The sequence below is a fragment of the Bifidobacterium sp. W8110 genome (genome assembly GCF_016101375.1).
Classification (GTDB): Bacteria; Actinomycetota; Actinomycetes; order Actinomycetales; family Bifidobacteriaceae; genus Bombiscardovia; species Bombiscardovia asteroides.
Map to the genome: position 1 here is coordinate 1 of NZ_JACFQO010000004.1, position 25,922 is coordinate 25,922.

The 25,922-nt window shown below is 57.7% G+C and carries 21 protein-coding genes; 11 read left to right on the forward strand and 10 right to left on the reverse strand.

Annotation, left to right across the window (positions count from 1 at the left end; translation table 11 throughout):
* Positions 1–484: 484 nt before the first annotated feature.
* Both H3T88_RS06895 and H3T88_RS06900 read left to right on the forward strand, forming a co-directional pair.
* Positions 485–1,240: an SIR2 family NAD-dependent protein deacylase gene (locus tag H3T88_RS06895; protein ID WP_198204066.1), complete on the forward strand. Its 756-nt coding sequence runs from the start codon at positions 485–487 to the stop codon at positions 1,238–1,240.
* Between the two features lie 1,407 nt (positions 1,241–2,647).
* Positions 2,648–3,244, forward strand: a complete 597-nt coding sequence (locus H3T88_RS06900; protein WP_015021179.1) for a recombinase family protein — start codon at positions 2,648–2,650, stop codon at positions 3,242–3,244.
* Positions 3,245–3,365: 121 nt separating this feature from the next.
* Here the strand turns inward: H3T88_RS06900 and H3T88_RS06905 are convergent, their stop codons facing one another.
* The 4 genes from H3T88_RS06905 to H3T88_RS06920 form a co-directional block, all read right to left on the reverse strand.
* A complete protein-coding gene (locus H3T88_RS06905; protein ID WP_082097671.1) occupies positions 3,366–4,292 on the reverse strand; it encodes an ABC transporter ATP-binding protein in 927 nt (308 codons plus the stop codon).
* 134 nt (positions 4,293–4,426) lie between these two features.
* Entirely contained in the window at positions 4,427–5,056 is a 630-nt protein-coding gene (locus H3T88_RS06910) for an ABC transporter transmembrane domain-containing protein (protein WP_198204067.1), read from the reverse strand.
* A 44-nt stretch (positions 5,057–5,100) separates the two neighbouring features.
* Complete coding sequence (locus H3T88_RS06915; protein WP_198204068.1) at positions 5,101–7,137, reverse strand: ABC transporter permease; 2,037 nt, start codon at positions 7,135–7,137, stop codon at positions 5,101–5,103.
* On the reverse strand, positions 7,134–7,919 hold the full coding sequence (locus H3T88_RS06920; RefSeq protein ID WP_232347241.1) for an ABC transporter ATP-binding protein: 786 nt from the start codon (positions 7,917–7,919) through the stop codon (positions 7,134–7,136). Before H3T88_RS06920 ends, H3T88_RS06915 begins: the two co-directional genes overlap by 4 nt.
* 402 nt (positions 7,920–8,321) lie before the next feature.
* On the opposite strand from H3T88_RS06920, the gene H3T88_RS06925 reads away from it, so the two are divergent.
* The 8 genes from H3T88_RS06925 (at position 8,322) to H3T88_RS06960 (ending at position 14,879) form a co-directional block, all read left to right on the forward strand.
* Positions 8,322–8,981, forward strand: coding sequence for a hypothetical protein (locus H3T88_RS06925; RefSeq protein WP_198204069.1), 660 nt, complete (start codon positions 8,322–8,324; stop codon positions 8,979–8,981).
* A complete protein-coding gene (locus tag H3T88_RS06930; protein ID WP_198204070.1) occupies positions 8,975–9,538 on the forward strand; it encodes a recombinase family protein in 564 nt (187 codons plus the stop codon). The genes H3T88_RS06925 and H3T88_RS06930 overlap by 7 nt, the downstream gene beginning before the upstream one ends.
* Positions 9,539–9,753: 215 nt before the next feature.
* Positions 9,754–10,158 (forward strand): hypothetical protein, encoded by a 405-nt coding sequence (locus H3T88_RS06935; protein ID WP_198204071.1) that lies wholly within the window; start codon positions 9,754–9,756, stop codon positions 10,156–10,158.
* Between the two features lie 659 nt (positions 10,159–10,817).
* Positions 10,818–11,156 (forward strand): hypothetical protein, encoded by a 339-nt coding sequence (locus tag H3T88_RS06940; protein ID WP_198204072.1) that lies wholly within the window; start codon positions 10,818–10,820, stop codon positions 11,154–11,156.
* 9 nt (positions 11,157–11,165) lie between these two features.
* Positions 11,166–11,318: a hypothetical protein gene (locus tag H3T88_RS06945; RefSeq protein ID WP_198204073.1), complete on the forward strand. Its 153-nt coding sequence runs from the start codon at positions 11,166–11,168 to the stop codon at positions 11,316–11,318.
* A gap of 258 nt (positions 11,319–11,576) precedes the next feature.
* Positions 11,577–13,769 (forward strand): bacteriocin-associated integral membrane family protein, encoded by a 2,193-nt coding sequence (locus tag H3T88_RS06950; RefSeq protein WP_198204074.1) that lies wholly within the window; start codon positions 11,577–11,579, stop codon positions 13,767–13,769.
* 25 nt (positions 13,770–13,794) lie between these two features.
* Positions 13,795–14,466, forward strand: a complete 672-nt coding sequence (locus tag H3T88_RS06955; protein WP_198204075.1) for an ATP-binding cassette domain-containing protein — start codon at positions 13,795–13,797, stop codon at positions 14,464–14,466.
* Between the two features lie 113 nt (positions 14,467–14,579).
* Positions 14,580–14,879 (forward strand): hypothetical protein, encoded by a 300-nt coding sequence (locus tag H3T88_RS06960; RefSeq protein WP_198204076.1) that lies wholly within the window; start codon positions 14,580–14,582, stop codon positions 14,877–14,879.
* Positions 14,880–15,162: 283 nt separating this feature from the next.
* Here H3T88_RS06960 and ilvA read toward each other — a convergent pair whose 3' ends face one another.
* The 6 genes from ilvA to H3T88_RS06990 form a co-directional block, all read right to left on the reverse strand.
* Positions 15,163–16,428 carry a threonine ammonia-lyase gene (gene ilvA / locus H3T88_RS06965; protein WP_198204077.1) on the reverse strand — a complete coding sequence of 422 codons (1,266 nt, stop codon included), beginning with the start codon at positions 16,426–16,428 and terminating at the stop codon, positions 15,163–15,165.
* Positions 16,429–16,663: 235 nt separating this feature from the next.
* Positions 16,664–19,129 carry a bifunctional alpha,alpha-trehalose-phosphate synthase (UDP-forming)/trehalose-phosphatase gene (locus H3T88_RS06970; protein ID WP_198204078.1) on the reverse strand — a complete coding sequence of 822 codons (2,466 nt, stop codon included), beginning with the start codon at positions 19,127–19,129 and terminating at the stop codon, positions 16,664–16,666.
* Between the two features lie 161 nt (positions 19,130–19,290).
* Positions 19,291–21,201, reverse strand: coding sequence for a glycoside hydrolase family 13 protein (locus tag H3T88_RS06975; protein WP_198204079.1), 1,911 nt, complete (start codon positions 21,199–21,201; stop codon positions 19,291–19,293).
* 88 nt (positions 21,202–21,289) lie between these two features.
* On the reverse strand, positions 21,290–22,189 hold the full coding sequence (locus H3T88_RS06980; protein WP_232347242.1) for a carbohydrate ABC transporter permease: 900 nt from the start codon (positions 22,187–22,189) through the stop codon (positions 21,290–21,292).
* Position 22,190: 1 nt separating this feature from the next.
* The gene (locus H3T88_RS06985) at positions 22,191–23,129 is read right to left on the reverse strand and encodes a carbohydrate ABC transporter permease (protein WP_198204080.1); all 939 of its coding nucleotides are present in this window, start codon (positions 23,127–23,129) and stop codon (positions 22,191–22,193) included.
* 20 nt (positions 23,130–23,149) lie between these two features.
* The gene (locus tag H3T88_RS06990; RefSeq protein WP_415873732.1) at positions 23,150–24,346 is read right to left on the reverse strand and encodes an ABC transporter substrate-binding protein; all 1,197 of its coding nucleotides are present in this window, start codon (positions 24,344–24,346) and stop codon (positions 23,150–23,152) included.
* Positions 24,347–24,637: 291 nt separating this feature from the next.
* Here H3T88_RS06990 and H3T88_RS08855 point away from each other — a divergent pair, with 291 nt between their 5' ends.
* Entirely contained in the window at positions 24,638–25,918 is a 1,281-nt protein-coding gene (locus tag H3T88_RS08855; protein ID WP_198204082.1) for an ROK family transcriptional regulator, read from the forward strand.
* Positions 25,919–25,922: the final 4 nt, after the last annotated feature.

Sequence of the window (25,922 nt, forward strand, 5' to 3'; positions counted from 1 at the left end):
AAACACGCTCTTGAGTTCTCAAACCACCACCACACCAACAGCTCCAAGCCCTCCGAAGAGTTCTCATCACTGCCGGGCAGCAAGAAGTAAACTTACCACGAGCCGGGCAAAACGCAACCTGGCCCCTCCGAAAAGACCCTCAAAACAAGCTATAACAAGCCCTCAGACGGCGTGTCGTTGCATGTCCCTTTTTAACTTTAGACATCGCGAAGATGGGAACTCAGCGCACTGCCACGGCTTCATGCACACATTTTATTCACAAGGAGACGATCAGGCCCCAGCTCCATTGGCGTGTCGGCTTAGTCCCTTCATAGTCCTTTTGAACTCTGCTCATAGTCGGCTGTATCCAATGCGGAGTTCACCTTCCGTTCTCGACCGCCAGTCATCCACAGCCTACGAATATGAATGTTGATATAGATGTATGTTCGCGCACTATGTTGGTCTGCGAGTCATGGATTCTGTTGACGGATGGTAAGACGGGTGTATGAGCACAACAATTGCAGTACTGACCGGGGCGGGAATCTCGACTTCCGCCGGCATACCGGATTTTCGCGGGCCTGACGGGGTTTGGACCAAGCATCCCGATCAGATGAACGTTTATGACTTGGACCTGTTCATGAGTGACCGGAAGCAGCGGGAGTATTCATGGCGGTGGCAGAGGGAGTCACCAGTCTGGAAGGCCCAGCCCGGAGTAGCGCACAAGGCACTGGCCAGGCTGGAGCAGGCAGGCATGCTGAACCTGCTGGCTACGCAGAACTTCGATGCCCTTCACGAGAAAGCCGGCAACTCCGAGGATGTCATCGTCAACCTTCACGGGACCATCGGCAGTTCCCATTGCATGAAATGCGGTCAGGCATATCGGACGGCCGACATCATGGCCAAGCTCGATCAGGAACCCGATCCACACTGCCACAAGCCCATGCCCTACCAAGGCAACATGCCTTGCAATGGCATCATCAAGACTGATGTGGTCTATTTCGGTCAGGCCCTGCCCGAGGGAGCCATGGAAAAGAGCATGAGGCTAGCCAGCCAGGCTGATCAATTCTGGGTGATCGGCTCCACTTTGGAAGTGTATCCAGCAGCTTCGCTGGTGCCGGTGGCAGCCCAGGCGGGCGTGCCAATCACCATCATGAACATGGGCTCGACCCAATACGATTCCCTGGCAACCCGACTCATCCACGAACCTATCGAAGAGGCACTGCCCAAACTCGTCGACAAAACCATCGCCGGACAAGGATGATTCCCCAATCGCTCCGCGCAATTACTGGAACAGATCTGCGATCTGCAGGTTTCTGATGGGCCCTGCAAGAACCTGCAGGGCCCACTATGGCAATCCTTGAGCCGTCTTCCGTCTCACTACAGACAAACTCCACTTGTACCGGTCCCCTGTCAGCGTCGTTTTGGAACCCCGGCACCCCCTATCACGCGGATACTCTGCATCAGGAAGCGAACCTCTGCCCCAGAAGAAGGACAGCGAATCGATTCCGGAAGCCAAAGTCTTCCCGCCCGAGCAAAGTATGATGCCCTGGACATGCCCTAATCAGCACCGGCAGAGTCGATTCTTTGCTCCAAAACACCCATGGCCACGTCACAATGATCAGTGGGTACCCCGCTGGCTTCCAGCCATACATCCCAGCGGAGCCTTTTCATCCCCGATAGCATACTTTTAGTAGAGCCTAAGCCTGAAACGCCTTGTCCCAACAGAGCTCCGACGCTTCCAATATAGAATCTAAATCTCTGATAGTCACCAAGTAGATTAAACGTGTAATAGCCGAGCTCAAACTCGCCTGAAAGACATGATCACGAGTCCAAATTCATCGGGGAAAGCACCGGCGCCACTCGCCAGCGGAAAAACGACCGTTTTTGGAACAAATGGTGATTCCTGGAGAATTTGATTCTTTTTGTTGAATTGAGTGTTTCAAAACTCGTCTAAAAATCAATGTACAATTTGATGGACGGAAGGACGGGTTTTGAAACACTCATGGAGTCGCGATGCGCTTCGGCAATATGGTCTGAAAAAACTGGTACGCAAATGTGTACAGGTCTGGCTGTCTTTGTATATAGCGCTTGTAGCTGTGTCGATAGTGCCTGGTGTAGTCGGGGGAAAGATTCAGCCGCTGAATGGGATAGCGATGTGGCTGATGTTGGCCGGCTTGCTTGCCGTCCTTTGGATTCTTTTTTATCGACGACCTGAAGAAGATCCTTTAGGGAACAGTCGGGATGTGTTGATGGTTGTTTGTGGCGGACACCTGCTTTATCTGTCCGCGTTAATGGTTTTGATGACACGGGCGGTGGCGTTGTCGGCTGATGTGTCTTGGTTGATAATAGCTATGTCTCTGGTAGAAGATGTGGCTCTTGGATACTATTCCTGGGATTGGTGCAGGGGAGCCCTGAATCTCAGACGGTTCTTGCGAACATGGCCGTATATGCTCCTCGGGGGCATTATGGCATATTGGCTGTGGCGCAATGATTCGAGGATATCCGATTTCCCTCAGAGCAGGAATGTGTTGTGGTGGATCGTATGTGGCGTTTTCTCACTGGTTATTTTTACCTATGGCAAGCAGATATTTGACGAGCGTATCTGTCCCAGGGAGGGACCGTATACGGGTAAGGATTCGGCGTATCCATATGGGGGAGGGGCTTGCGCATGCTGATTGGGTATGCCAGGGTCAGCACCCTGGACCAGAACGAGGACCTGCAGGTCGATGCTTTGAAGGCTGACGGGTGTGATCGATGCTATGTTGATCACGCTTCAGGAGCCAAGGCCAGCCGTCCTGAACTCGACCGTATGTTTGATGTTTTGCGAGAGGGTGACGTGCTGGTGGTGTGGAAACTCGACCGACTGGGGCGCAGCGTCCAGAACCTGGTCGATATCATGAACCGTCTGCAGGATATGGGTGTTGGCTTCAAATCTCTGACCGAGCAGATGGACACAACCACTCCTGGTGGCGTCCTGGTGTTCAACGTGTTCGCCGCCATGGCCCAGTTTGAGCGTGACCTAATCCGTGAGCGAACCACCGCCGGTCTGAAGGCTGCCCGGTCACGGGGAAGGGTTGGTGGGCGGCGTCCCAAGCTGAGCAAGAGCGATAAGTCCATGGTTCGGCAGCTCTACGAGTCCAGGAGCGTTACAGTCCAGGAGATTGCGCAGCGCTTTAATGTCTCCCGAGGAACGATATACAAGACGATTAAATCTGATGGCACTGAACAACTTAACGGATATGATTCATTAAATGATAACGAGTGAAAAGAATATCATCTGTGAGAAGTGAAATATTTGGACGTTGGTGTGCTTCAGGGGGTAATTCTGGTCTATAGAACTGATAAAACCAATTGCAGCAGATGTGTTTAAGGCAGATTGAAACCTTTCACTTGGTGGTGTGCTGTTCCTGTGAAGCAATCAGTTGCTTGTAGTAGTCGCATCTACCCAGCAACTCTTCATGGTTGCCTTCATCCAGGACCCTACCGTTCTTGATAACGACAATCCAATCGGCTTCAAGAATAAGTGAGAGGCGATGGGCTGAATATAGAACTGTTGTGTTTCCGAATCTCTGTCGAATAAGTTTGGCAATAGTCTCCTCAGCCAGACCGTCTAAGTTGGATGTCGGCTCATCCATGAGTAAAAGCTTGGGCATTCTAATCAAGGCACGGGCCAGGGCAATTCTTTGCTTTTGACCGCCCGACAAGGCTAAACCAGACTGGCCCACTTCCCTATCCAGGAGCTGTGCATCTGATACGCCGTCGAGTTCGAGGCCGACACGTTTAAGCACCTGAGATATTTCATCATCTGTTGCCGTGTTGTTCCCAAGTAGTATGTTGTCTCTGATGGTTCCCGTCAGGATACAGGGGTCTTGTTCCACATACGCGATGTCTTTTCTCAACTTCTCCATGTGAAGGCCAGCGAGATCGGAACCATCGACGGTTACTTGCCCATTGGTGGGCTGGAAGAACCGTTCGACTAAGCTCAAGCATGTTGTTTTTCCGCCGCCTGATTCTCCAACCAGTGCCGTTATTTTCCCTGGAGGAGCGGTAAAACTAACATTGGTTAGCGAATTCTCTGTTTGGTCGATATACCTATGGTTGATTTCCTTGAAAGTCACTTTTGGAGCCTTTGTTAGGCTAAGCACCGTTCCTGCTGAATCGTCTTGCTGTTCTTTCACCGTAAAGAATTCATCCACTCGTTGGCTTCCGACTATGGCTTGTTGCATCTGCCCTATAGCAGACACTATTGAATTGATCGCTGTTGAGAAGTAGGAAAAGTACATCAAGAACATGACTAGCGATGTGAATTCCATCTGTCCACACGCAACTTGATATGCTCCGTATAGGATGGCGACTATGTTTCCCAGCTGTGACAAAATCTGGTTGACAGGCGCAAAACTGCTGTATAACCAAACAAGTTTCCTCCCGGAGGCAAAAGCCTGCCCTGTTATGGCATATATCTTGTTTTTTCCGGGTCGATAGAGTTATAGGCTTCAAGTGTTCTCATGGAAGCGGCGGCTTCCTGCACAGTCGAGGTCATGTCCATTGTTGCATTCTGCAGATTGTTCTGCAGTTTTTTTACCGGCTTAGTTGCAATAAGCATAAGTGATATTGAAAAACCTGCAGGAATGAGAACTATCACAAAGAAAATGGGGTCAAGCCACACAAGGCACACCCCTGAACCTACAATCAGGATTATTCCTTGCACCAGTGAGAGGAATTGCGATGGAACCGACTTTATCAAAGCGGCATCATTGGAAACTCTTTGCGAATACCAGGCCGGAGGTTTCTGTTCCCTATCAAGCAAACTCATCCGGAAAAACTTGTCGACCATGCTGTTGCGAATGGAATATAATGATTTCTCCCCTATTGTGCCTAGTATGGCTTGCTGGATTGCTGTCAATACAGCGCCAAGAATGAACAGTATTCCCAATTGCACCGCGATTAATACGGTTGCTTTGTGTTGTTGCACGCCGTCTATGAGGGCTCCGCTGAGCTGTGGTTGCAGCAGGACGACCGCTTGTGCGAGGATTCCCAGCAGAAGGCTTGCCGTGTATGCAAGAATGTGCCCCGGCATGTATTTCCTGACGACGTGGATAAAGTTCATGGTTGGCCTGGCCTCTAGTGTTTTGTGGGTTGGTTCTTGTGGGTGAGGCGTGTGCAGAGGATGGTGGTGGCTATGGCGACGGCCAGGAGCAGGAGGGACATGGGTAGGAAGATGTCTGCGATGATGGGTGTGTGTTGTATGCCGACCCCGTCCCGGACGAAGCTTATCGCCACGGATGCCTCGGTGATGGCCACGGCGACGAGGGAGAGGATGATGCCGGCGGTGACGTCGAGTGTGGTCTCGATGGCCGCTGACCAGGCGAGGGCGCCGCGGGTGACGCCCATCTGGTTGAGGCGCCGGTTCTGCATGCGTCGTTCGCTGATTCCTATGGCTATAGATTGGACGAGGAATATCAGGGCCAGGATGGTGCCGCCGGCTATCATGAGTGGTGTTCCCTGCTGCTCCTTGATGCTGGTCTTGATGTAGTCGTCGATGAAGTCCTGCCTGTTCAAGGCGGTGATCTTGTGGGTGGTGTCCCTTATCTGTTGGGCTATGTCGTCGGCCTGGGTGTGGTCGCGGGCGGTGATGAAGGCGTACAGTCGGCCGTTCTCGCCCTCCCTGGGCAGGCCATCCTCGGTCGTGAGCATGTCCATGTTCACGTGGGGGGTGGTCTTGGGCGGCTCGATGACGGCCACGACCTGGACCTGGTGTCTTTTGTCGTGGCGGTCGATGAGGGTGATCGTGTCGCCCGGCTTGCGCTGGTTGTCGTATGCTCTGCTTATGGCCACCTTGCCGGTGCCCAGGTCGGCCAGGCTGCCCTGGAGCACCTTGGGGGAGGTGTCCTTGTGGCTGGGGTCGGCCAGGTCACGGGCCTGGGCCCAGGTGACCTGGGGGAAGGTGTCCATCTGGATGTTTCCGTGCTTGTCGGTCAGGACCCATTGCTGGGTCTGGTAGATGTCGGCTGTGCCGACCTCCCGTCCGAGCCCCTGCAGCGTGCGCGAGATCCTGCCGGCCTGGGACAGGTCGTCCGAGGAGGCCACCACGTCGGCCTTCATGGGCTCGATGCTGAGCACCACCGAGCTCATGCGGCCCGCCTGCATGATGAGGATGAAGGAGACCAGAATGGTCAGCGCCATCATGGCCGGCAACGCTATGGCCGTGGCGCCTGCCCTGCCCCTGCGGACCCGTTGCCGGGCCAGCAGGCCCGGTCCGGCCGCGGTTTTTTCGGCCAGCAGGCCCAGCAGGGATGCTACCGGGGGGACCAGCAGGGGGGCGGCCACGTACACGGTGATTATCAGTAGGACGATCAAGCCCAGCAGCCGGTCGTAGAACTCCGAGCGGTCGACCGGCATGAAGGCGACCGTGATAGATGCTAGGAACAGGGCCAGGGAGCATACGATCCGCAACCGGCTGGCCTTTTTGTCCTTGACGGCCGGTTGTGTCATCAGCTTCAGGGGGGTCTCGGCCCCGAACCTGCGCGTGGCCAGCCACACGCCCAGCAGGCAGACCGCCATCATCAGGGCGAAGGCCACGGCCGCCACCCACAGGCGGGCCCTGGGGTGGAAGAGCAGGTCGATGTCCGTGGTGCCCATGGCCCTTATGAAGGCCATGCCCACAGGAACGGTCAGCAGGGATCCGGCCAGGCATCCCGCGGCGTCGGCCAGGGCCAGGGGCAGGGAGAACTCTCGCAGGGCCATGGCCACGACCTGTTTGCCCGAGGCGCCGTTGAGCCGCATCAGGCCGTATTCCCGGCGCCTTTCCTGGACCAGGAAGGACACCGATGACAGGACCAGGAACACCGTCACCAGCAGGCAGAACACCAGCGCGATCAGCGACACAGTGTTCAATGCCAGGTCGTAGTAGGCCTTGGTCAGAATGCGGTGGTAGGCGTTCAGGCCCTCCAGGCCGTGCAGGCCGTCGTAGGCCAGGCCCGCCTGACGTGCCTGCAGGGTCGCGCAGGACAGGGTCGTGGCGGCGAACACGGCCAGGCACATGATCCAGTAGGAGGAGCGGTGGGCCCTGACCAGGGAGAAGGACAGGCTGGCCCTTGTTGGCCGCTTGCGCCAGGGTCGGCTCGCCTGCTGGGCCGGGGAGGCCATGCCCGCGCTCACCGGTCGGCCCCGCTCAACGTGGTCTCGGCCAGGTGCATGGCCAGCTGCTCGGCCGTGCAGCCCGACCACACCGAGTGGATGCGGCCGTCGACCAGGAACACGGTGCTGCCAGCACGGGCCGCCACATCCGGGTCGTGGGTCACCATCAGCACCGTGGACCCCCGCGCCGCCACCTGGCCGAAGGCGTCCAGCACCAGCTGGGAGCCGGCGGTGTCCAGGGCGCCCGTCGGCTCGTCGGCAAAGACGACCGAGGGCCTCGAGGCCAAAGCCCTGGCCACCGCCACACGCTGCCGCTGCCCGCCCGACATGTCCGAGGGATAGACGTCGGCGAAACCATCCAGACCCACCGCCTGCAGGGCCCGCACGGCGTCGTCGACCTCGATGCGCGGCCCGCCGAAGAGGAAGGACAGCATCACGTTCTGCAGGCATGTGAACGCTTCGACGAGGTTGTAGTCCTGAAACACGAACCCGATCAGGTCACGCCTGACACGTGTCAGGTCGGCCTCTCCCATCCGGGCCAGGTCATGCTGCCCGATGTGCACCAAGCCCTGGTCGACCGGCAGCAGGCCCGAGGCGCAATTCAGCAGGGTCGACTTGCCCGCGCCCGAGGGCCCCATGATCGCCGTCCACGACCCAGGCGGGCATTGCAGGGACACGTCGGTGATGCCGGCCCCGCCCGAACCGTAATGATAGGAGACACCCTCAAGGGACAGAAACTCACCAGCCATACCCAACCCCAATCCACAGCCCGACGAAACCCCGAGAACCATACGAATCCACAACGCGAAAAGCTACAGCGAACTTTACACTGAGACGCAATACAAGTATTGCTTGCGTGACGGTTAAAAGTCTTCCATAAATTATTGACAAAAGATGCAATAAGTCAAAAGTTATTGTAAAGTACGATTCGTATGCGCTAAGGGCATACCTAATTTAGGGGAAGGAGGGGAACATGAACAACTCATTGCAAAATCTGCAGGAAGCAGAGACTCCGCACATGGAGACTTTCAGTAACTCACAGTTTAGTATTATTTGTGCGTGCCAAAACAGCAACTGGAGCATTATCTGCAGTTGATTGATGATGCAGGGCCTCCATACCATGGTGGGGCCTATAGGAACTAAACCCATTTCATAAGGGTCCATACCGTCTTACGTCGTTGTTGGCCGATGTCGGCCTTCTCTTTATGGCTTTGACTTTCCTCTCAACAATCAAACTTCTTTGGCAAGGATGCAAAGGAGGATTAGCCTTTGTTGCCGGATGGACTCCTGTTGTCTTTTCTTCCTTCGTTTTTTGTTTTGGTGCCTTAGTCATGTATGGAGCCGAATGGGATAAGAGTTATAGCACGGTAACGACGTGCTCCTATCTCCTGCATCTTTTGTATATCTATCTGATACTAAATATTTTTATAGATTATTCTGAGAAGCTGAAGTTGTCGGCGTCATATATATGTCTCGTGCTTCTCTTTCTAGTTGAGGCATTTGCGCTGTTCATTTATGCTTGCGATGTTATAAACAATCGGGAGGGTGATCCGTCCAGCAGGTGGTGGATTCGCACTACACCTTATGCCATCATCGGTGTAATCTTCGTGATTATCCTGTACCTGATGAAAATATGCAATATCGAAGAATCAGACTATTCGCTGATTCTCTCTGTGGCCGCTTCCGTTCTGGCCGTCAACTATCTGGTGCAGATCATCAATGAACGCATCGTTCCCAAGGATGGCCCATACGAGGCGAATCATGAGGCGGGCGCTAACAGACCGATCCCAAAGGTCCCAAGGAAGGTCCAAGTGCAGGAGCCCAATACATCGCCGTCGGCCGGCCGAGGGGAGGGTGCATGCTGATCGGCTATGCGAGGGTGAGCACGCTTGAGCAGAATGAGGATCTGCAGACCGACGCGCTGAGGAAGGCGGGTTGCGGGAGGATCTATGTCGATCATTCCTCCGGTGCCAAGGCCAGCCGTCCCCAGTTGGACCGGATGCTGGAGGCGTTGCGCGAGGGCGACACGGTGGTGGTGTGGAAGCTGGACAGGCTGGGGCGCAGCGTGCAGAACCTGGTTGATCTGATGGACCGGTTCCATAGGCAGGAGGTGGGGTTCCGCAGCCTGACCGAGAACATGGACACCAGCACGCCTGGAGGGGTGCTGGTCTTCAACATCTTCTCCGCTTTGGCGCAGTTCGAGCGGGATCTGATCCGGGAACGCACCATGGCCGGCCTGAAGGCGGCCAGGGCGCGCGGCAGGAAAGGCGGCCGCCCCTACAAGCTCTCCGACAAGGATGTCGCCATGGTGCGCCAGCTGTACGACTCCAGGACCGTGACCGTCAAGGAGATAGCCGCCAAGTTCAACGTCAGCCGAAGCACCATCTACAAGGCGATCGGACGGGCAGGGGAGAAGGAATAGCACCAGGCAAGCCTCTGAAAAACAGTCGCGCCGGTTTAAAGCGTCTGCCCGGCCTCGCTATCATCGGCCCGAGGCATCTCGGCGCCCTGCGCGAGGATTACATCGAGGTGTACGTGGCGCTGGAGCGAAACGGCGACTTCACCGTCTTCCACGCCCTCAGGCCACCCGGTGAGGGCGGAGAGGGACAGGCGTGCAGGAGGGGAAAGGAGCGCAAAATGGCCAAGCAAGTCACATCCGAGAACCAGGAGGACATCGATGCGATGATCCGCGCAGCCGACCGGGGGGAGCTGATCCACCACCCGGAGGCCGCCGTCCGGCGGGACCCCGGCGCCCCGCTGCTGACCGACGAGCAGGCCGCATCGCTCATGGCCCAGAGCCTGGCGAATCTGGAGAAGCTGGAGAAGCGGCGGGCCGAGGCAAGGACCGCTCGACGCACCTGGAAGGTCAGGGTGCCCGAGGACCTGGACGACAAGGCCAGCCGGCTGACCAAGAGGGGGGCATCCCCAAGTCGGCCATCATCCGCAAGGCCGTCGCTCGGGACGTCCAGGCCACAGACAAGCAGCCGACAACCGCCTGATGGCCACCGCACCAGGACGCAAGGGCGCCTTCGGAACCCATGAATCACGGGTCCAGGGGTGCCTTCGTTTATGCGGTCATGCGGTTGGCTGCGCGTAGGCGATCCCGCAAGGCATGTCCAGGACGGCCAGCCGATCCTGGGCCATCCTGGTGGACAGATTCTCCACCTCCATGCACGCAGTACAAGCCTACCGGAGCCGGCAGGAAAGAACAGATCCGGGCGTGCGCACCGGAAGAACCGCCGCAGTCCGAAACGAGCATTCCACCGTTATCCCAGAAAGGGTCCGAAACCAGCCCACCACATCCATAAACACCAACAATCACAGCCCACCAAACATAACCACCCAGCATCAGACCCACCAGCAATCACGAAACCACCATCAGCAACACACCCCAAGTGCACCAACCAGCGCAGACAGCAATCACGTCCAGACAAGCCACAATCAAACCAAATTCAAGAGATGAACCTTGAATGTAATTTGAGGGACTTTGAATGCAGCCAACCCTCTTAGCCCCACGCGCAGTGAAGCTAATGAGAGATCCCCTATATACCTATACTAGAAAACTTGAATTTTTGATTTTGATTTTGACGGTGGATGACTTCGCTTCGCGGTCATTGGGGAGACGCCCATCGAGAAGCTGCGCGAACAGATTAAGAGCGTGGCCGGAGAACTGCAATCGCTGCTGGACGAAACGAGGAGACATGGACAAGAACCCGAACCAGAGCAACGAGGAGGACCTGAGCGCGCAACTGCGCGAGACGAGGCATGTACTCGAGGAGCTCGGGAACTACCAGGGCGCGCAAATACATCTCGCTACTAGCAGCCAGGTGAACCGCAAGGAACAGTTGGAGGCGATAACCTCCACGACGGAACAGGCCAACCAGATGCTGTTGACCAGCTTGCAGCGATTAGAGGACTCAGGCGACAGGCAGAACGAAGCCTCAAGGAAGGTCATCCTCTCTGACTACAAGGCGTTCGAGGAGAGAGTGGAGCAAACGGCCAGCAGGAACGAAACACAGCTCAGGAAGATGTACGACTAGCAGCGGCACGTGAACGAGCAGCTCTTAAGCCTGCAGAGCAAGCAGAACAGCGGGCTCGACTCGCTCGCCCACGACGTCACACGACACCTCGACGAGGCCCTGGCCTCACTCGATAGACAGGCCAGCGAGCAGATCAGACGAATGGGCAACCGGCTCGACTGACATCAAATCCGCAACTGGCTGACCGCCACCATCCCCACCAGTGTCATCACCAGCGACATTCTCTACATGATTCCGCACTACATCCACTAAAACATCCCATGCTCATGGTTTGAGTGTAACCAAGCAAACTGGTCTTGTATGTGTTGTTCGAACTCCGGCAAGGGTATTGTTCCAGGAGTAGCCAGCGTCATCGTACCGGTTCGGATTCCACATCGGTATCAGTGGCATAAGAACGGTCTCTATATGTGAGAGGCCCGGATGAATCAGCTGTATTTATGGGGTAAAATAACCCGTGATGGAAGATTTTTCGCCATCATATTTGCCTTCAAAGGAGAAGACTATGAGGAAGTTTTGGTGAGGTATTTGCAAATTCACTGGATTGAACGGTTGACGATTTGGGCTTCCTTGATTCTCACCATGGTGGTGACATTCGAGATGCTTATCACTATCGACCAGGAACTTCCGGCAGGTACCGGTACCTCTTTCACCGTCGAGAGGGTTGATACCGCGACCAAGGCGGATGCTGTGCGTGCGATTGCCCAAGCTTCAAGAACTTTGGGGATCAATGTCTTCAAGATCCAACCTTCATTTCGTGACTCAATGAAGTCTCGTGTTCTCGTGGCCTTTGTGGGTGACCAAAAGTCTTTTCAACGAAATGGAGGGTACGATTATCCTTCCTTTTCAACACGTGACCAGTCAACGAAAGTAGTTTCTTTTGAGGAGATTACCACCCAGGACTTGCGCGGAAGCTATGCGACCAATGCGGATAGGTCGCATATGGAACAGCTCGCCAAGGCTTTGTCACGTTCCCGGATAGTGGTTGACGAATCACAAAGCCTCTGGTCACGAGGCTTCTGGATAGCTGCGATGATATACGCGTTAGGGAAGGGTGGCCTTTGGGCGGGAGTCGTTATCATCGCCATCACATTGGTGGTTTCCACCGCGTATTCCCTGTCCAGGAACAGGAAGATACATGCGATCAAGGCGATGCACGGTTATACCAGCGGAAGGATACTCGTCGGCGAGCTGGTGTCACTGCTGGCCACACTCGCCGTGGGATTGGTGACAATTACCTTAGTGGGATTACCTTTCCTCTGGTTTATCAATAACTTCCACCAGATTTGGCGGCTCCTTCGAGCGCTGTTTATCGCCGTGGCTGTATTGACGGCCTATCTTGTCTTCCTGGCGTTGGTTTTGGGTGGTGCCAGTGCATTCCGCGATCGAATACCCGCCGTTCTCAACGGAGAGGGCAACGAACTCCGTGATGGCATCATCGCGGGTTTTGCCCAGTTCATGGTGGTGGCTGTTCTCTTTGGCACCATCAGCGGTTCTCTGAATAGAATCAGCGCGGTACAGAGCACCAGCCGGTCCTTGGCACAGTGGTCTCGCATCTCGGATCAATATGTCCTGAGGTTTTCAACCAAAATCAACATCACACAGGAGGATATGCTCCGGGCAGCGCCTCCCCTGATGAAAGTGATCGAGGATCTTGACAGTAGAGGGAAGGCGATGTTGGTCGGGTATAACGGTGACTCTGTTCGTCCCGCTGAGGGGAACAATGATCCTTACGAACCGGACGGATCCGATTCGATGATAGTGAGCCCGAACTATCTTGACAAACAACCCATTGCCGGACTTGATGGGAAACCGGTTAGAGTGTCTGGAAGAGATATCGGGGCTTTCACACTCCTGGTGCCTTCATCATATAAAGGGGACCCCGGAGCCTTGTTGAAGAAATATGCCGAATATTTCAAGACACAGTGCCAACTGGGTGTTACCCGGAAACAGAAACCATATTCCTGCAACCCTCACGGCGTCCTGGTCCGCACACGTTCGGACCAAGATATATCCCTCTTCTCGGGAACGCAGTTCATGCCTGCGGAAGATCAGCAGAAGCTGTCTTTGAAAGATCCAGTGGTAGCCGTCACATCCCCATCGTCAGGGTTGATCAGCCCCATGGTATACCTGTCATACACATCAAGCGATAGTGTATTGTTCTCTGATCCGGAACTCCTGCAAAGCAAGCTGGACCATTATGGAATCTCCGGATACTTCCAGGGTATTGACAACGCCAAAGACTCGGTGGCGTATACGTTGTCATTATCCCGGAACGAGCAACGCGGGGACATCATAGCCATATCGTTCGGTCTGGCCGCTGCCATGATGGCCATCCTTGTGTGCTCGGCCGCGTATTGCGCAAGACGACGCAGGCTCTCCTTCGTCCAATTCATCCATGGATACGGGTTTTTCAGAAGACATGGAGGCTTCCTTATCATGCAGAACACCGGGGTGCTGCTGACCCTCATGGCAGTCGGCATGATCGGCTCGATGAACAAGGCTGCGGATCTGGTGGCTGGAACATTGCTCTTCGCCGGATCCAGCCTCATCATGGCCATTACCGTATCGGCATACGAATCAAGGTTCCGTGCCGACGACATCAAACGCCCGTGAATCCGCGGTGCGCAGGGAGATGCATATGACAAACGCAGGCATGCAGCCGACATTGAAAGTCGAAGGACTTACCAAGAGATTTGCGGAACACACCTTATGGTCGAGACTGTCCTTCGACGCTGGACCTGGTTCCATAATCGCAGTGAGCGGGCCGTCCGGTGCTGGCAAGACGACCCTGCTCAACTGCATCGGCTTGTTGGAGGACTTCGATGAAGGATCGGTCACTTACGACGAAGGGACATTCCGTTCCGGTTATTTGCATAAGAGCAGGAAGGGGCAGCGGGTGTGTCTTCGCGAAAACATAGGATTCCTATTCCAGAACTATGGTCTTGTCGAACAGTGGAACGTATCGCGTAACCTGCAGATCCCCCTCAAAATGAAGAAGCGCGAGCATCGCAAGGAGCGGGACGAACGAATCGACAGTGTACTTGACATCGTCGGAATGAATGGCTCGCAGAAGAAAAAGATTTACACCCTATCGGGCGGGGAACAACAAAGAATCGCCCTCGCAAGGCTCCTGCTCAAACAGCCGAGTGTCATTCTTGCAGACGAGCCGACCTCTGCGCTGGATCAGGACAACGCCGACATCGTCATACGTATACTGTGCGAACTTGCCCAACAAGGTGCCGCCGTCATCATCTCAACACACAATGAAGAAATAAAGCAAATCTGTTCGTCGATTATCGAAATAGGCTGATATACCTACGTCCTCCAACCGCAGACCGTGACGACCCTGGGGAAGGGCATCACCCACATTGGCCGTACGGGAAGAAGGCCAGGTTGCTCATGGTGTGGATAAGCACCCAAGTCGTGCGCCAGAAGAAGCACAACACCAGCCGCGTCATCATGCTTCCCTTCACGCTGCGGCAGCCGATGGAAGACCTGGGCATCCAACGCAAGCCCTGTAAAACCGATTACGAGAACTTCAAACGCCAGATCAGCACCCTGTCCTACTTCGACATCTACGCATGGCTGTCGCAGCGCATATACGCGCTCAACCATTCACACGCCCACCAGACCCGCTCATCGCCTGGAATTCGCTCCAGAACCAAATGGGCTCGAACTACGCCGACACACGAAACTTCGTCACCGGATTCAAACAGTCGCTGAAGCATGTAGACGCTCTCCGGAACGCGGCCCTGGCCGACGCCGGCGCAGAGGGAAGGCTCCACTACAGCATCGAGAAAGGGACTCCGCCTGTGATAAGACGCAAGGCAGCACAAGAATCGCCATAGATTGGCCCTTTAAGAACCAGCTAGTCCCATCAGCTAAGCCCAGCAAAGGTGTCGACCATTCTGACTGTTCTCTCGGCGATGATCATGGTCCATCATTGTCCCCGAACATCGGATGCCAGGCACAGACACCGGCACCGGATCCAATCGGGACCTAGTGCTCAGTAGTTCTGATGGACCTGGAAGCCTCGACTGCGCAAGGTGTCCAGAATCTGGGTGATGTGATCGGGGCCGTTGGTCTCCACAGTCACCTCCAAGAGCACGCCGTTGTCATAGTGGCCGGAGGATTTGAACTGATCGTGGTTGAGCTCGATTACATTGGCACGCAGATCGGCCAGGACCGTGGCCACCTTGACCAGCTGACCAGGAACGTCGGGCAGCTCCACACCGAACTGCATGATGCGTCCGCGGGAAATCATCCCCCGCTGGATGACTGCACCCATGGTGACCGTGTCGATGTTGCCGCCCGAGATGATGGGGACAATCACATGCGGCCCGGGAGCCGACCGGAAGACATCGGACTGCAGATCCAACTGGCCCAAGGCCGCAAGGGAGACGGCACCAGCTGCCTCGACCACCAGTTTGTGCTTCTCCAGCATGAATAGGATCATCTCTGAGATGTCGCTTTCGGTCACCTGGACCAGATCATCCATATAGCGGCTGAGCAGAGCATAGTTCAGATCGCCGGGACGCCTGACGGCAACACCCTCGGCAGCCGTACGCATCTGATCTGCTGCGACCACATGACCAGCTGTCAGAGATTCACGCCAAGCCGGAGATCCGACCGGGGTGGCTCCAATGACTCTGACTTCAGGCTTAAATGTCTTTACGGCGAGCGCCACACCAGCGCCCAGCCCGCCCCCACCCAGGGGAACCACGATGTCGGTGACATCGGGCACGTCCTGAAGAATCTCCATGGCGATGGTCCCCTGACCGCAGACGACCTCGTAGTCGTCAAAGGGCGGGACAAAGGTCATGCCGCGGTCACGTGCCAGCCCCAAGGCGTAATCAGAGCTTTCATCAAAGACCTCGCCCTGCAGGACAACCTCGGCACCATAGGCCCGAGTGGCATCGACCTTGAGCGGCGGCGTGATTCGGGGCATGACGATGATGGCCTTCGCGCCCCGGCTGCGTGCGGCAAAAGCCACCCCCTGGGCATGATTGCCAGCGGAGGCGGTGACGATGCCGCGGTCCAGCTCGTCCTGATTCAGCGAGGCCACCTTGTTGTAAGCTCCGCGAATCTTGAAGGATCCGGTCAACTGCAGATTCTCCGGTTTGAGCAGGACGCGATGGCCTATCCGAGCACCCAAGTCATCGGATTCCTCGATAAGGGTATGGCGGGCCACACCCTCCAGACGTTGGGAGGCTTTGCGCAAATCAGCGGCATGATCGGCCTCAAGACAGGCAGTGATTGTTGAAGTATCCATGCTCCAAGTATGGTCGGCCGGGCCCGACCAATAGGGTCAGCCGTCAACATGGTGGACACCCAAACATGCTGAAAACCAAAACATGTGGGCAATCAGACGTTTGGGCACCCGAAGACCGGACAGGTATGAGGACAGACCCGAGACAACCAGACCGATAGCCAGGCGAAGCTCTAGCCACCCATGAACCTGACGGACTTCACGAGTAGTCACCGGTAGTGGCTGGCAGTCGTCTGTCTTACTTGTCGTCTGTGAGCTGGGCGTGCGCCTCGTCGACCACGGTATGGTCGTCGCGGAAGTCGTGGGAGGCCACAGGCTCATTAGCGTCACGGGCCACACCGGCACCCAGGTCGGCCAGCAACAGAGTGACCGCAGTCGGATCGTTGACCCGCAGCCGGGCCTTGGTCTGGCCGGGCCCGACCTTGATGGTCCATCCCTTATCGGGCATGACGGCGAACATGGTCTCGTCCGTTTCATCGTCGCCCAGGGCCATCATGAAGTCGTAGTCACCGCTGTTGACGAAGGGCAGGATGGCCTGACCCTTGCTGGTGGCCACGGGGGTGACCTCGACGACCTTGGAGTTCTCCATGATCATCAGCCCCAGGCCGACGACCACGGCGCGCAAACGGCGGAGTAGATCCTGACGCTCCTGGTCGGCCACCTGGGCATCGCTCATCCTATAGTGCCAGGCCACCGCATCGGACTTGCTCTCTACGAAGGAGTGAGGGACTCTGGTGGCCGATTCATCCATGATGGGCCGAATCACCTTCTGCCAGGTATCGGAGTCAGGCAGACCCTTCGCCCGCTGCCACTCGTCTGAGCTGCTGCCAGGTAGGTTGCGGTTCCAGGCACCATGCTCGGCAATCAGCCCCACCGGCAGGTCGTCGAACCAATCCTGCATGATCTGGTGGCTCCTGCCCGAGACCAACAGAAAGTCCACATCGGGGTTGCTCCCCACCTGGGTCAGCAGGCGGCGAAGGGCTTGGGTGGGCTTGGCCCGCTCAGGTCGACGAACCAGCGGGGTCAGCGTCCCGTCATAGTCGCACAGGACCAGACGACGATGGGCGCCGTCCCACTGACGAACGATGGCATTGTGGTGATCCATACGCAGCCTCCTGTCTGTCATGCCCGGAGTGGACACCTGCCGCAGGGAGTCGAGGAACGAGGTGCACCAGTTGGCTGCAGTGCGCACCTTGAGTCGGGCCTGCATGCGGATGTTGCGCTGCCTGGACTCCTCGGGGGTGATTTCCAGGGCGTTGTGCAGGGCCTCGCAGACCATGTCGATATCGTAGGGATTGACGATGAAGGCATCGGTCAGCTCGTCGGCAGCCCCGCACATGTCCGACAGGACCAGGGTGCCGTCGCGTCCGTCATGGCAGGCCAGGTACTCCTTGGCCACGAGGTTCATCCCATCGCGCAGGGGGGTGACCAGGGCTACGTCGCCGGCCGTGTAGATGCCGCAGACAGGCTTGATGGACAGGGAGCGGGTGATGTAGTGGATGGGGGTCCAGGCCAGCAGGGAGTAGCGGCCGTTGATCTCCCCCACCAACTGGTCCACCTGGGCCTTGAGCCGCTGATAGGACTCGACGACCTCACGCGAGGGGGTAGCCAGCAGGTAGTAGGTGACATGGCCCACCCATTCAGGGTACTTGTCCAGCATGCGGCCGAAGGCCTGAAGCCGCTCGGGCAGACCCTTGGTGTAGTCCAGCCGGTCCACCGAAACGATGACCTTATTGGAGCGGCTGCCCACCGAGGAAGCCGCCTGCTTGGCCAGCGTGGACTCGGGGATGTCCTTCTCCATGTAGTGGCTCCACCAGTTGGCGTCCGATGTGGCGGCTTCGTTGGCCGCCACGCCCTCGGCAGTCACCGAGGTGCGGTAGCGATGACGGGGGGACTTGCCACAGGCCTCGTCGATTCCTCGACGCATGGCCCGGGCCAGGCCGGAGTGGGCGGTACGCCGGTAGAGGTTGTAGTCGATGCCGATGGGGAAGGCGTCGATGGCTGCTCGGTGGCCGTCAGGCATTTCGACCACGCCGTCCCGGTTGACCGGCAGTTCGGGCAACAGCCTGTGCAGCGAAGCCAGGAAGCTGGCGGAGAAGTCCACCGTATGGAAGCCGATCAGGTTGGCGCCCAGGACACCCTCCAGGATCTCGCGGCTCCATGGCAGGGAGCGGAAAATCTCGGCGCTGGGGAAGGGCACGTGCAGGAACCAGCCGATGGAGGCGTCAGGGTAACGTTCGCGCAACATCTTGGGCAGGAGCATCAGGTGGTAGTCCTGGACCCAGATGGTGTCGCCCTTGCGGATGAGCGGCTCGACCACCTGCGCGAAACGCATGTTGACCTTGCGGTACATCTCCCAGTCCTCCTGGCGGAAGACGGCCTCATGCGAGAAGTCATGAAAGAGCGGCCAGAGGGTGTTGTTGGAGAACCCGGCGTAGTATCCGTTCAGCTCCTCCTTGCTCAGGAATATAGGAATACACCGGCTCTCCCGGTAGGCCTGACGGATGCGGTCCAGCTCCTTTTCCGAGTACTTCTGAGGATCGATGCCGCTCCAGCCGATCCAGAGGCTGTCCTTATGGGAACGGTGGTAGGGGCCGATGGCTGTGGCCAGTCCGCCCACGTTCTGCCGCAAGGTGTAGGAGCCGTCATCCCGTGCCTGTAGTGACATGGGCAAACGGTTGGAGACAATGATCAGACGAGACATGCAACCCGCTTTCTTTTCCCGTCCACGCCGGAATCGTCGGGATTGACCACGGCGCGGACCCATAGCCCGGGACCCGGGGACCCAACCGGTCCGTACAGGCCCATCAGGGCATCGCTGACTTCCACTCTAGCCGGGAAAACGTGCCGACGGCGGGGTTTTCCTCAGAGTCGGTAGACGAAACCCTCCCAGGGGGACAGGCGGCCGGTCAGCAAGGAGCTGGCAGTCTGCTCGGGCCGGTAGGTGGATATGAGGATCCGGTCGGGGTCCACCGCTCCAAGGGCCATGGAGGTGAACCCGGTCTGGTCCAGGCCCAGAAGCGCTGCGGTTTCAGGCGGCAGTGAGGCCGGGCGGCTGCTCAGGTTGACCACAACCAGCAGGCGCTGGCAGGGCAGGGCGTCCAGAACGCTGTCAGCTTCGGGTCCCGACTTGGGTTCCGGTGCCTGGTCCAGGGAACGGGTGAATGAGTAGATCTGGTCCGCATCCGGATCCAGAAGGGTGAAGCCGCCGGCCGCCACGACCGGATTGGTGTGCCGCAGGCGGATCAGCTCCCGGTAGAAGGCCAGGACCGAATCCGGATCACGCTGCTCAGTCTTGGCATTGACCTTGTCCCTATTGGGGTTGACGGCCAGCCAGGGCTGCTTGGGGGCGTACGGAGCCGTGAAGCCGGCGAACTTGGTGGAGTCCCACTGCATGGGGGTGCGGGCGTTGTCGCGGCTCATATAGGCCAGGGCGGCCATCATGGACTCCGGATCCTGCTCGTGTGCCTGGTCGACCCGCTGATGGTAGAGGTTGATGGACTCCAGATCCTGGTACTGGTCGAGGCTGGTGAAGCCGGCATTGGTCATGCCCAGCTCCTCGCCCTGATAGATGTAGGGGGTCCCCCGGTGCATGTGCAGGAGGAGCCCTAGGGCCTTGGCCGAACGCGAGCGCAGCTCCTCACTGGAGGTGTCGCCCCAGCGGGAGACGATCCTGGGCTGGTCGTGGTTGTCGAAGTAGAGGCTGGCCCATCCGGCCTTGGCCACAGCCTGCTGCTGCTCGTCCATGGCAGCCTTGAGCCGGGGAACTCGGAAGGGACGGATGTCCCACTTGCTGTCCCCGGTGTCAACCTCGGTCTGGGTGAAGAGGAAGAGCATGTCCAGCTCGTGGTTGGCCGGGTCGGTGATCTGCCCGCTGCGGGCAGGCGCCAGACTGGGAGCCTCCCCCACGGTCAGGTAACCCTGCCGACCCTGGAAGACCTGGCTGCGCATCTCTTGGAGGAACTCATCCAGCCTGGGGCCGTCCACGCAGAAGGGCACCGAGGACGAGTACCCCTCAGGCCCCACGGGACCGTCAGTGATGGCCGATCCGTCCTCGCCGGGCAGGCGGCCCTCGGAGTCGACGGTCTTGGAGATCATGACGATCACATCCATGCGGAACCCGTCGATGCCCCGGTCCATCCACCAGTTCATCATGTCGAAGACGGCCTGCCGGACCTGGGGGTTCTCCCAGTTGAGGTCGGGCTGCTTCTTGGAAAACAGGTGCAGGTAGTATTCGCCGCGCTGCGGATCGTACTGCCAGGCGGAGCCTCCAAAGTAGGACCCCCATTTGTTGGGCTCTGCGCCAGGGGTGCCGGGTTCGTGGCCGGCCTTGGCGGGCCGCCACCAGTACCAGTCGGCGTGCGGGTCATCCTTGTTGCGGGAGGCCTGGAACCAGGCGTGCTCATCCGAGGTGTGATTGACCACCAGGTCCATGACCACCTTGATCCCACGCTTGTGGGCCTCGTCCAAAAGCTCGTCCATGTCGTCCATGGTGCCGAAGATGGGGTCGATGTCCTGGTAATCGGCGATGTCATAGCCGTTGTCGTCCTGGGGGGACTTGTAGACCGGGCTCAGCCAGATCACGTCCACGCCCAGGTCGGCCAGGTAGTCCAGCCGCTGTGTGATGCCCGGCAGGTCGCCATAGCCGTCGCCGTTGGTGTCCTGGAAGGACCGCGGATAAATTTGGTAGACCACAGCGTTGGCCCACCAGGGATTGGGGGTGGCTCCGTTGGTCCGTACCTGGTCGGGCAGCTGCATGCGTTCTTCCTGGGTCATGGTCCTCCTCACGAAGATTGGATTCCTGGGACTTCCTTGTTCTGTGACCTCTACTATAGGCTGACCAGAACTGCCTGTCCCGGCAGGGCTACTTGACAGCTCCTCTCATAACGCCGCTGATGACCCACTTCTGCGCGAACAGGTAGACGATCAGGATGGGCGCCAGGGCCATCAGGTAGCTGGAGAATGCCATCGGGTAGTTGGTGGCGAACTGGGAGCTGAAGACATACTGTGCCAGAGGGATGGTCTGGCTGGTCTGATCCGTCAAAACAATCAATGGCATGAGGAAATCGTTCCAGGCCCAAAGAGCCGTGGTGATGGCGATGGTCGCATTGATCGGCCCCATCAGCGGGAAGATGATGGTCCAGAATATCCTCCAGGTGCCTGCGCCATCCAGGCGGGCGGCCTCCTCAAGAGCTGTAGGGATGGATCGGATGAATCCCGTGGCAATGAAGAGGTTGGTACCCAGACCCAACACCACGTAGAGCAGGATCAGACCGGGCACGTTGTCCAAGTGCCAGCTGCCGAACTGCTTGGCGATGGGAAGCATGACGACGGGGAAGGGGACGAACATGGCTGCGATGAAGAAGTAGTAGAGGAAGCGGAAGAAGCGCTTGTCCATATTCCTGGCCACGGCGTAGGCCACGAAAGTGTTGGTCAGCAGGGTGAGTGCCACTGCGCAGACCGTGACGATGGCTGAATTCAGTGCAGCCTTGGGATAGTTGACCTTGTTCCAGGCATCGGCGAAATTGTGCCACTGCCAGGAAGAGGGCAGGCTGAAGGTTCCGGCCTCCGCAGGGGTCTTCAGAGCCGTGACCACGGTGAAGTAGAGCGGCACAAGAATCGTCAGGGAGAGCACAGCCACAGTGGCCGTCAGCCACCAGTTGACCCTCTTGAGGCGCGATCCCGGGAATCCCCCATGCCGCCTTCCACTTATTTCTGTTGATTGTTCAGATGTCCGCGGGTGCATAAGCGCTGTCTGTGCCATCTCAGATCTTCTCCCCTCTTCTGGAAATGCCCAGCTGGATGAACGCGATCACAGCCAGGACGATGAAGAACATGACCGCGTTGGCTGTCTGGTAGGCGTACTCGCCTCCGGTAAGGCCGCCCTTGTAGATGAGGTAGGTGACTGTTTCGGTCTTGGAATCGGGCCCTCCTGCGGTCAGGGCCACCACCTGATCGAAGGTGTTGAAGGCATTCTTCAGAGTCAGCACCAGGTTGATGGTGAAGAATGGGCCAATCAAGGGGAAGGTGATCCTCCAGAATTTCTGCCACTCGTTGGCGCCATCAATGGATGCGGCCTCATAGACCTCCGAGTCGATGGTCTGCAGACCCGCCAGATAGATCAGGGTTGAATAAGCCACCGCCTGCCAGACCGATAGGAAGACAATGGGAATCCATGCATAGTGCTCGCTGGTCAGCAGGGACTGGGAGAGCCAGCCGATGCCCAGGGCCTTGCCAAGAGCCGGCAGAGGCGTCATGAAGATGTATTTGAAGACATAGCCGATGACCAGAACCGAGAGCGTGTAGGGGATGAAATAGATGACCCGGAACCCGTTCTTGAAGGCGATCCTCCCATTCAGCGCCACCGAGATGAACAGGGCGATGAAGTTGACCAGCAGGGTGATCAGGATGGCGATCAGCAGAGTGAACAGATAAGCGTGGCCCACGCGGCCGTCACGGAAGAGGGCGCCGTAATTCCTGAAACCGATCCACGAATAGCGCCCGTATCCCTGCGAATTCGTGAAGGAGTAGGCCACACCCTGGAGGAAGGGCACATAGAGGAAGAGCGTGAAGATCAGTGCCGCAGGGACAGCCATCCAGTAGAAGGCGCGGTCCACTTTGCGATTGGAGAACTTTGAAGGCCGTTTTCCGGCCTTGGCTGTTGCGTCGGCTGTATGGATGCCGACGACCTTGGATTGTGCCATGTCTGAATCCTGACCTTTCATCATTGGAAGTTCCTTGCCTGCACCTTGTCCCATTCGTTCTGCATGGAACCGATGAAGCCATCCACATCCCCTTTGGTGACCATGGTCTGTAGGTAGCCGCCGATGTTGATGGAAGAGGGGATGTAATGGTCGCAGAAGTCAGCCAGGCGGTTCTGTTGGAAGAAGGGAAGAACCCCGTTCAGGGCCGGATCGCCTGCCTCCACCTTTCTGGTCGGCGTAAAGGCAGTCTGGGCCTTTGCATAGGTGCGCAGCTGTCGGGGCTGCATCAGGTAGCGGATTAGCCTCATGGCCTCCTTGGGGTGCCTGGTGGTGGCGCCCATGGTCAGCATGACATCGTCGCCAGCCGTCAGTATCTGCCGGGAGGGGGAATCATTGGCCGGCATCTGGGCGAATCCGAGGTCCACATCCGGATTGATCATCCTGATTTGCGGTATGGCGTATGTTCCCAGAGGAAGGATCGCCACCTTGCCCTTGGCCATGTTTTGGGTGCCCTGCTGGTAGGTGACGCCCATGTCGCCGGTGGAATGGCTGAAGAGCTCGACCTCACGCCGAGCCGGCTGTGTCCACAGGGTCTTGAAATCGGTTTTTCCAGCCAAAAGATCCCTGTACCTGCTCTCAGGGACCAGGGTCCCCGCCAGAGATGCCAAGGGAGCCTGGGCTGTCCAGGAATCGGAGAGGGTGCCCTGCACAGGTTCGATGCCCTGGTCCTTGAACCGATCCATGACTGCCGTGAACTCCGACCAGGTGCGGGGCGGATGGTCAGGGTCGACCCCCGCCTTTCGCCAAAGCGTCTTGTTGTATATGTACCCGCTGGCGTTGCCGGCAAAGGGCAGACCATACAGGCGCTTGGCCGAAGGATCCTTGGTCTGGACCAGGTTCCTGGCTATCGACACCATGCCCGGATTGAGCTCCTTGACCAGGGGATCGTCAGTGAAATCATGGAAGACCCCGGATGCCGCGAACATGCCGAAGCTGATATCGCCGTTGAAGGTGATGACATCGGGCACCCGGTTTTTGACCAGCCGAGTGCGCAAATCCGTCTGAGCGTCGGCCGAATTGTTGATATTCACCCTGATATCAGGATTCTCCTTCTCGAATTGTGCCACCATGGCCTTGAACTGGTCGGCGGCCTCGAATTTGAACTGGAAGAAGTCCAGAGTGACCAGGCCTGAATCTGCGGGACCGCAGCCAGCCATGGCCACGAGGGTCAACAGAGCCAGGAGTGAGGCGACTCCGTTGCGAACCCACGCCGATATTCGTCCAAGCCCGGATCCCTCCCTACTGCCGATATCCTTCATAGTTGGCTCCTTTACCATCCGTATGGGCAACAATGACCTAGATGATTCTGCGGATCAGCATAGGGGACCGGGATATTTCATTCCCAGCTCCGGCGAGTTCCTTTCGTTAAGAAAGTAATTAAGATAGGCTGTTCGGTATAAGAGGTTTGTCCGCGATCGGGTCGTACCAGTTTTCCGCAAGGAGGCACTGTGGCCGACAGAGAAAACAAGAGATCAAACCATCACGAGGATGCTGACTGCTCAGGGGAAGCACGGCCATTCCCAGCCTGGTTCACGGCCTCCAGGTACACCCACCGCATCGCCGTCGAGATCCTCCAGCACGGCCCGATCTCCAGAGTGGCTCTGGCGCGGCGGTTCAACCTGACCCAGGGCGCTGTATCACGTATCACCAACGATCTGACCCATCTCGGGGTCATCCGGGAAGCCGGCACTCTACCGCAGGCACACGAACCAGGAAGGCAGGATCGTCGCAAGCATAGCTCCAGCAGTGTAGGCAGACCGCAGCAGGCCCTGCTCATCCGCCGGGAAGCCAAGACCTTCATCGGCATCAATCTTCACGGTGGCACCGCGCTGGCCACGGCGACGGACCTGGCCTGCCGACCCGTCGGCCAGTCCCACAGTCATCACATTCGGCAACGAGACCCGGGCCAGGTCGTAAGGATGCTCTCAAACCTTACGCAAGATTGCATGCGCGAGATCAGCCAGGCCGGGCTGCCCAGCCCCTCCGGCCTGGCCATCTCCCTGGGCGGTCGGGCGGAGGGAGACAGGGTCGTCACCTACGCCCCCTTCCTGCATTGGAGCGAACCCGTTAATCTTGCCACCCAGATGGAGAACACATGTGATCTGCCTTGTCTGGTCTTCAATGATCTCGACGCCCTGGCCCTGTACGAAGGATGGTTTGGCGAGGGCATCGGGCTGGACCGGTTCGCTCTGATCACCATGGGATCCGGCATTGGCTATGCCTTGAGCGAGCACGGTATGCCTGTCTCCTCGCCGGATGAAGGGTTTGGGCTGATTGGCCATCAGCTGGTGGATCCGGATGGGCCGGTCTGCTATCTGGGCCATCGTGGCTGCGCCCAGTGCCTGACTACAGGTTCCCTGGCTGAGCAATACTCACATGCCATCGGGCAGGCTGCCAGCCTTGACAAGTTGGTCAAGGACCTGGAAGAGGACATGCCGCAGGCGGAGACCCTGCTCAATCTGACCGGTTATCGGCTAGGGGTCCTGATCGCCCTGGTGGCCAATGTAGCCCTGCCCGACAAGGTCCTGGTAGGCGGGGAGACCTCCTATCTGATGAAGAGGTGCATCGAATCCGTACGCAAGGGCACAGCATCATTCCGCCACAGCCAGATGGTCGAGGTCCCCGTGAAGATCATCGACGGCGACTGGCTCCGCTGGGCCCAAGCACCGGCGGCCAGAGCAATCGCCCGGTACCTGCAGGGTCCCGAAGAGGCCGATAAGCCCGAATGAACCG

Bases quoted from the DNA above. Each gene is read 5' to 3' on its own strand.
- H3T88_RS06975 (WP_198204079.1), bottom strand. From the start codon at position 21,201: ATGACCCAGGAAGAACGCATGCAGCTGCCCGACCAGGTACGGACCAAC.
- ilvA (WP_198204077.1), bottom strand. From the start codon at position 16,428: ATGGATACTTCAACAATCACTGCCTGTCTTGAGGCCGATCATGCCGCT.
- H3T88_RS06985 (WP_198204080.1), bottom strand. From the start codon at position 23,129: ATGGCACAATCCAAGGTCGTCGGCATCCATACAGCCGACGCAACAGCC.
- H3T88_RS06910 (WP_198204067.1), bottom strand. From the start codon at position 5,056: ATGCCGGGGCACATTCTTGCATACACGGCAAGCCTTCTGCTGGGAATC.
- H3T88_RS06930 (WP_198204070.1), top strand. From the start codon at position 8,975: ATGCTGATCGGCTATGCGAGGGTGAGCACGCTTGAGCAGAATGAGGAT.
- H3T88_RS06970 (WP_198204078.1), bottom strand. From the start codon at position 19,129: ATGTCTCGTCTGATCATTGTCTCCAACCGTTTGCCCATGTCACTACAG.
- H3T88_RS06990 (WP_415873732.1), bottom strand. From the start codon at position 24,346: ATGGCTGGCTGCGGTCCCGCAGATTCAGGCCTGGTCACTCTGGACTTC.
- H3T88_RS06935 (WP_198204071.1), top strand. From the start codon at position 9,754: ATGGCCAAGCAAGTCACATCCGAGAACCAGGAGGACATCGATGCGATG.
- H3T88_RS06895 (WP_198204066.1), top strand. From the start codon at position 485: ATGAGCACAACAATTGCAGTACTGACCGGGGCGGGAATCTCGACTTCC.
- H3T88_RS06950 (WP_198204074.1), top strand. From the start codon at position 11,577: ATGAATCAGCTGTATTTATGGGGTAAAATAACCCGTGATGGAAGATTT.
- H3T88_RS06940 (WP_198204072.1), top strand. From the start codon at position 10,818: ATGGACAAGAACCCGAACCAGAGCAACGAGGAGGACCTGAGCGCGCAA.
- H3T88_RS06955 (WP_198204075.1), top strand. From the start codon at position 13,795: ATGACAAACGCAGGCATGCAGCCGACATTGAAAGTCGAAGGACTTACC.
- H3T88_RS06900 (WP_015021179.1), top strand. From the start codon at position 2,648: ATGCTGATTGGGTATGCCAGGGTCAGCACCCTGGACCAGAACGAGGAC.
- H3T88_RS06905 (WP_082097671.1), bottom strand. From the start codon at position 4,292: ATGGAATTCACATCGCTAGTCATGTTCTTGATGTACTTTTCCTACTTC.
- H3T88_RS06925 (WP_198204069.1), top strand. From the start codon at position 8,322: ATGGCTTTGACTTTCCTCTCAACAATCAAACTTCTTTGGCAAGGATGC.
- H3T88_RS06980 (WP_232347242.1), bottom strand. From the start codon at position 22,189: ATGGCACAGACAGCGCTTATGCACCCGCGGACATCTGAACAATCAACA.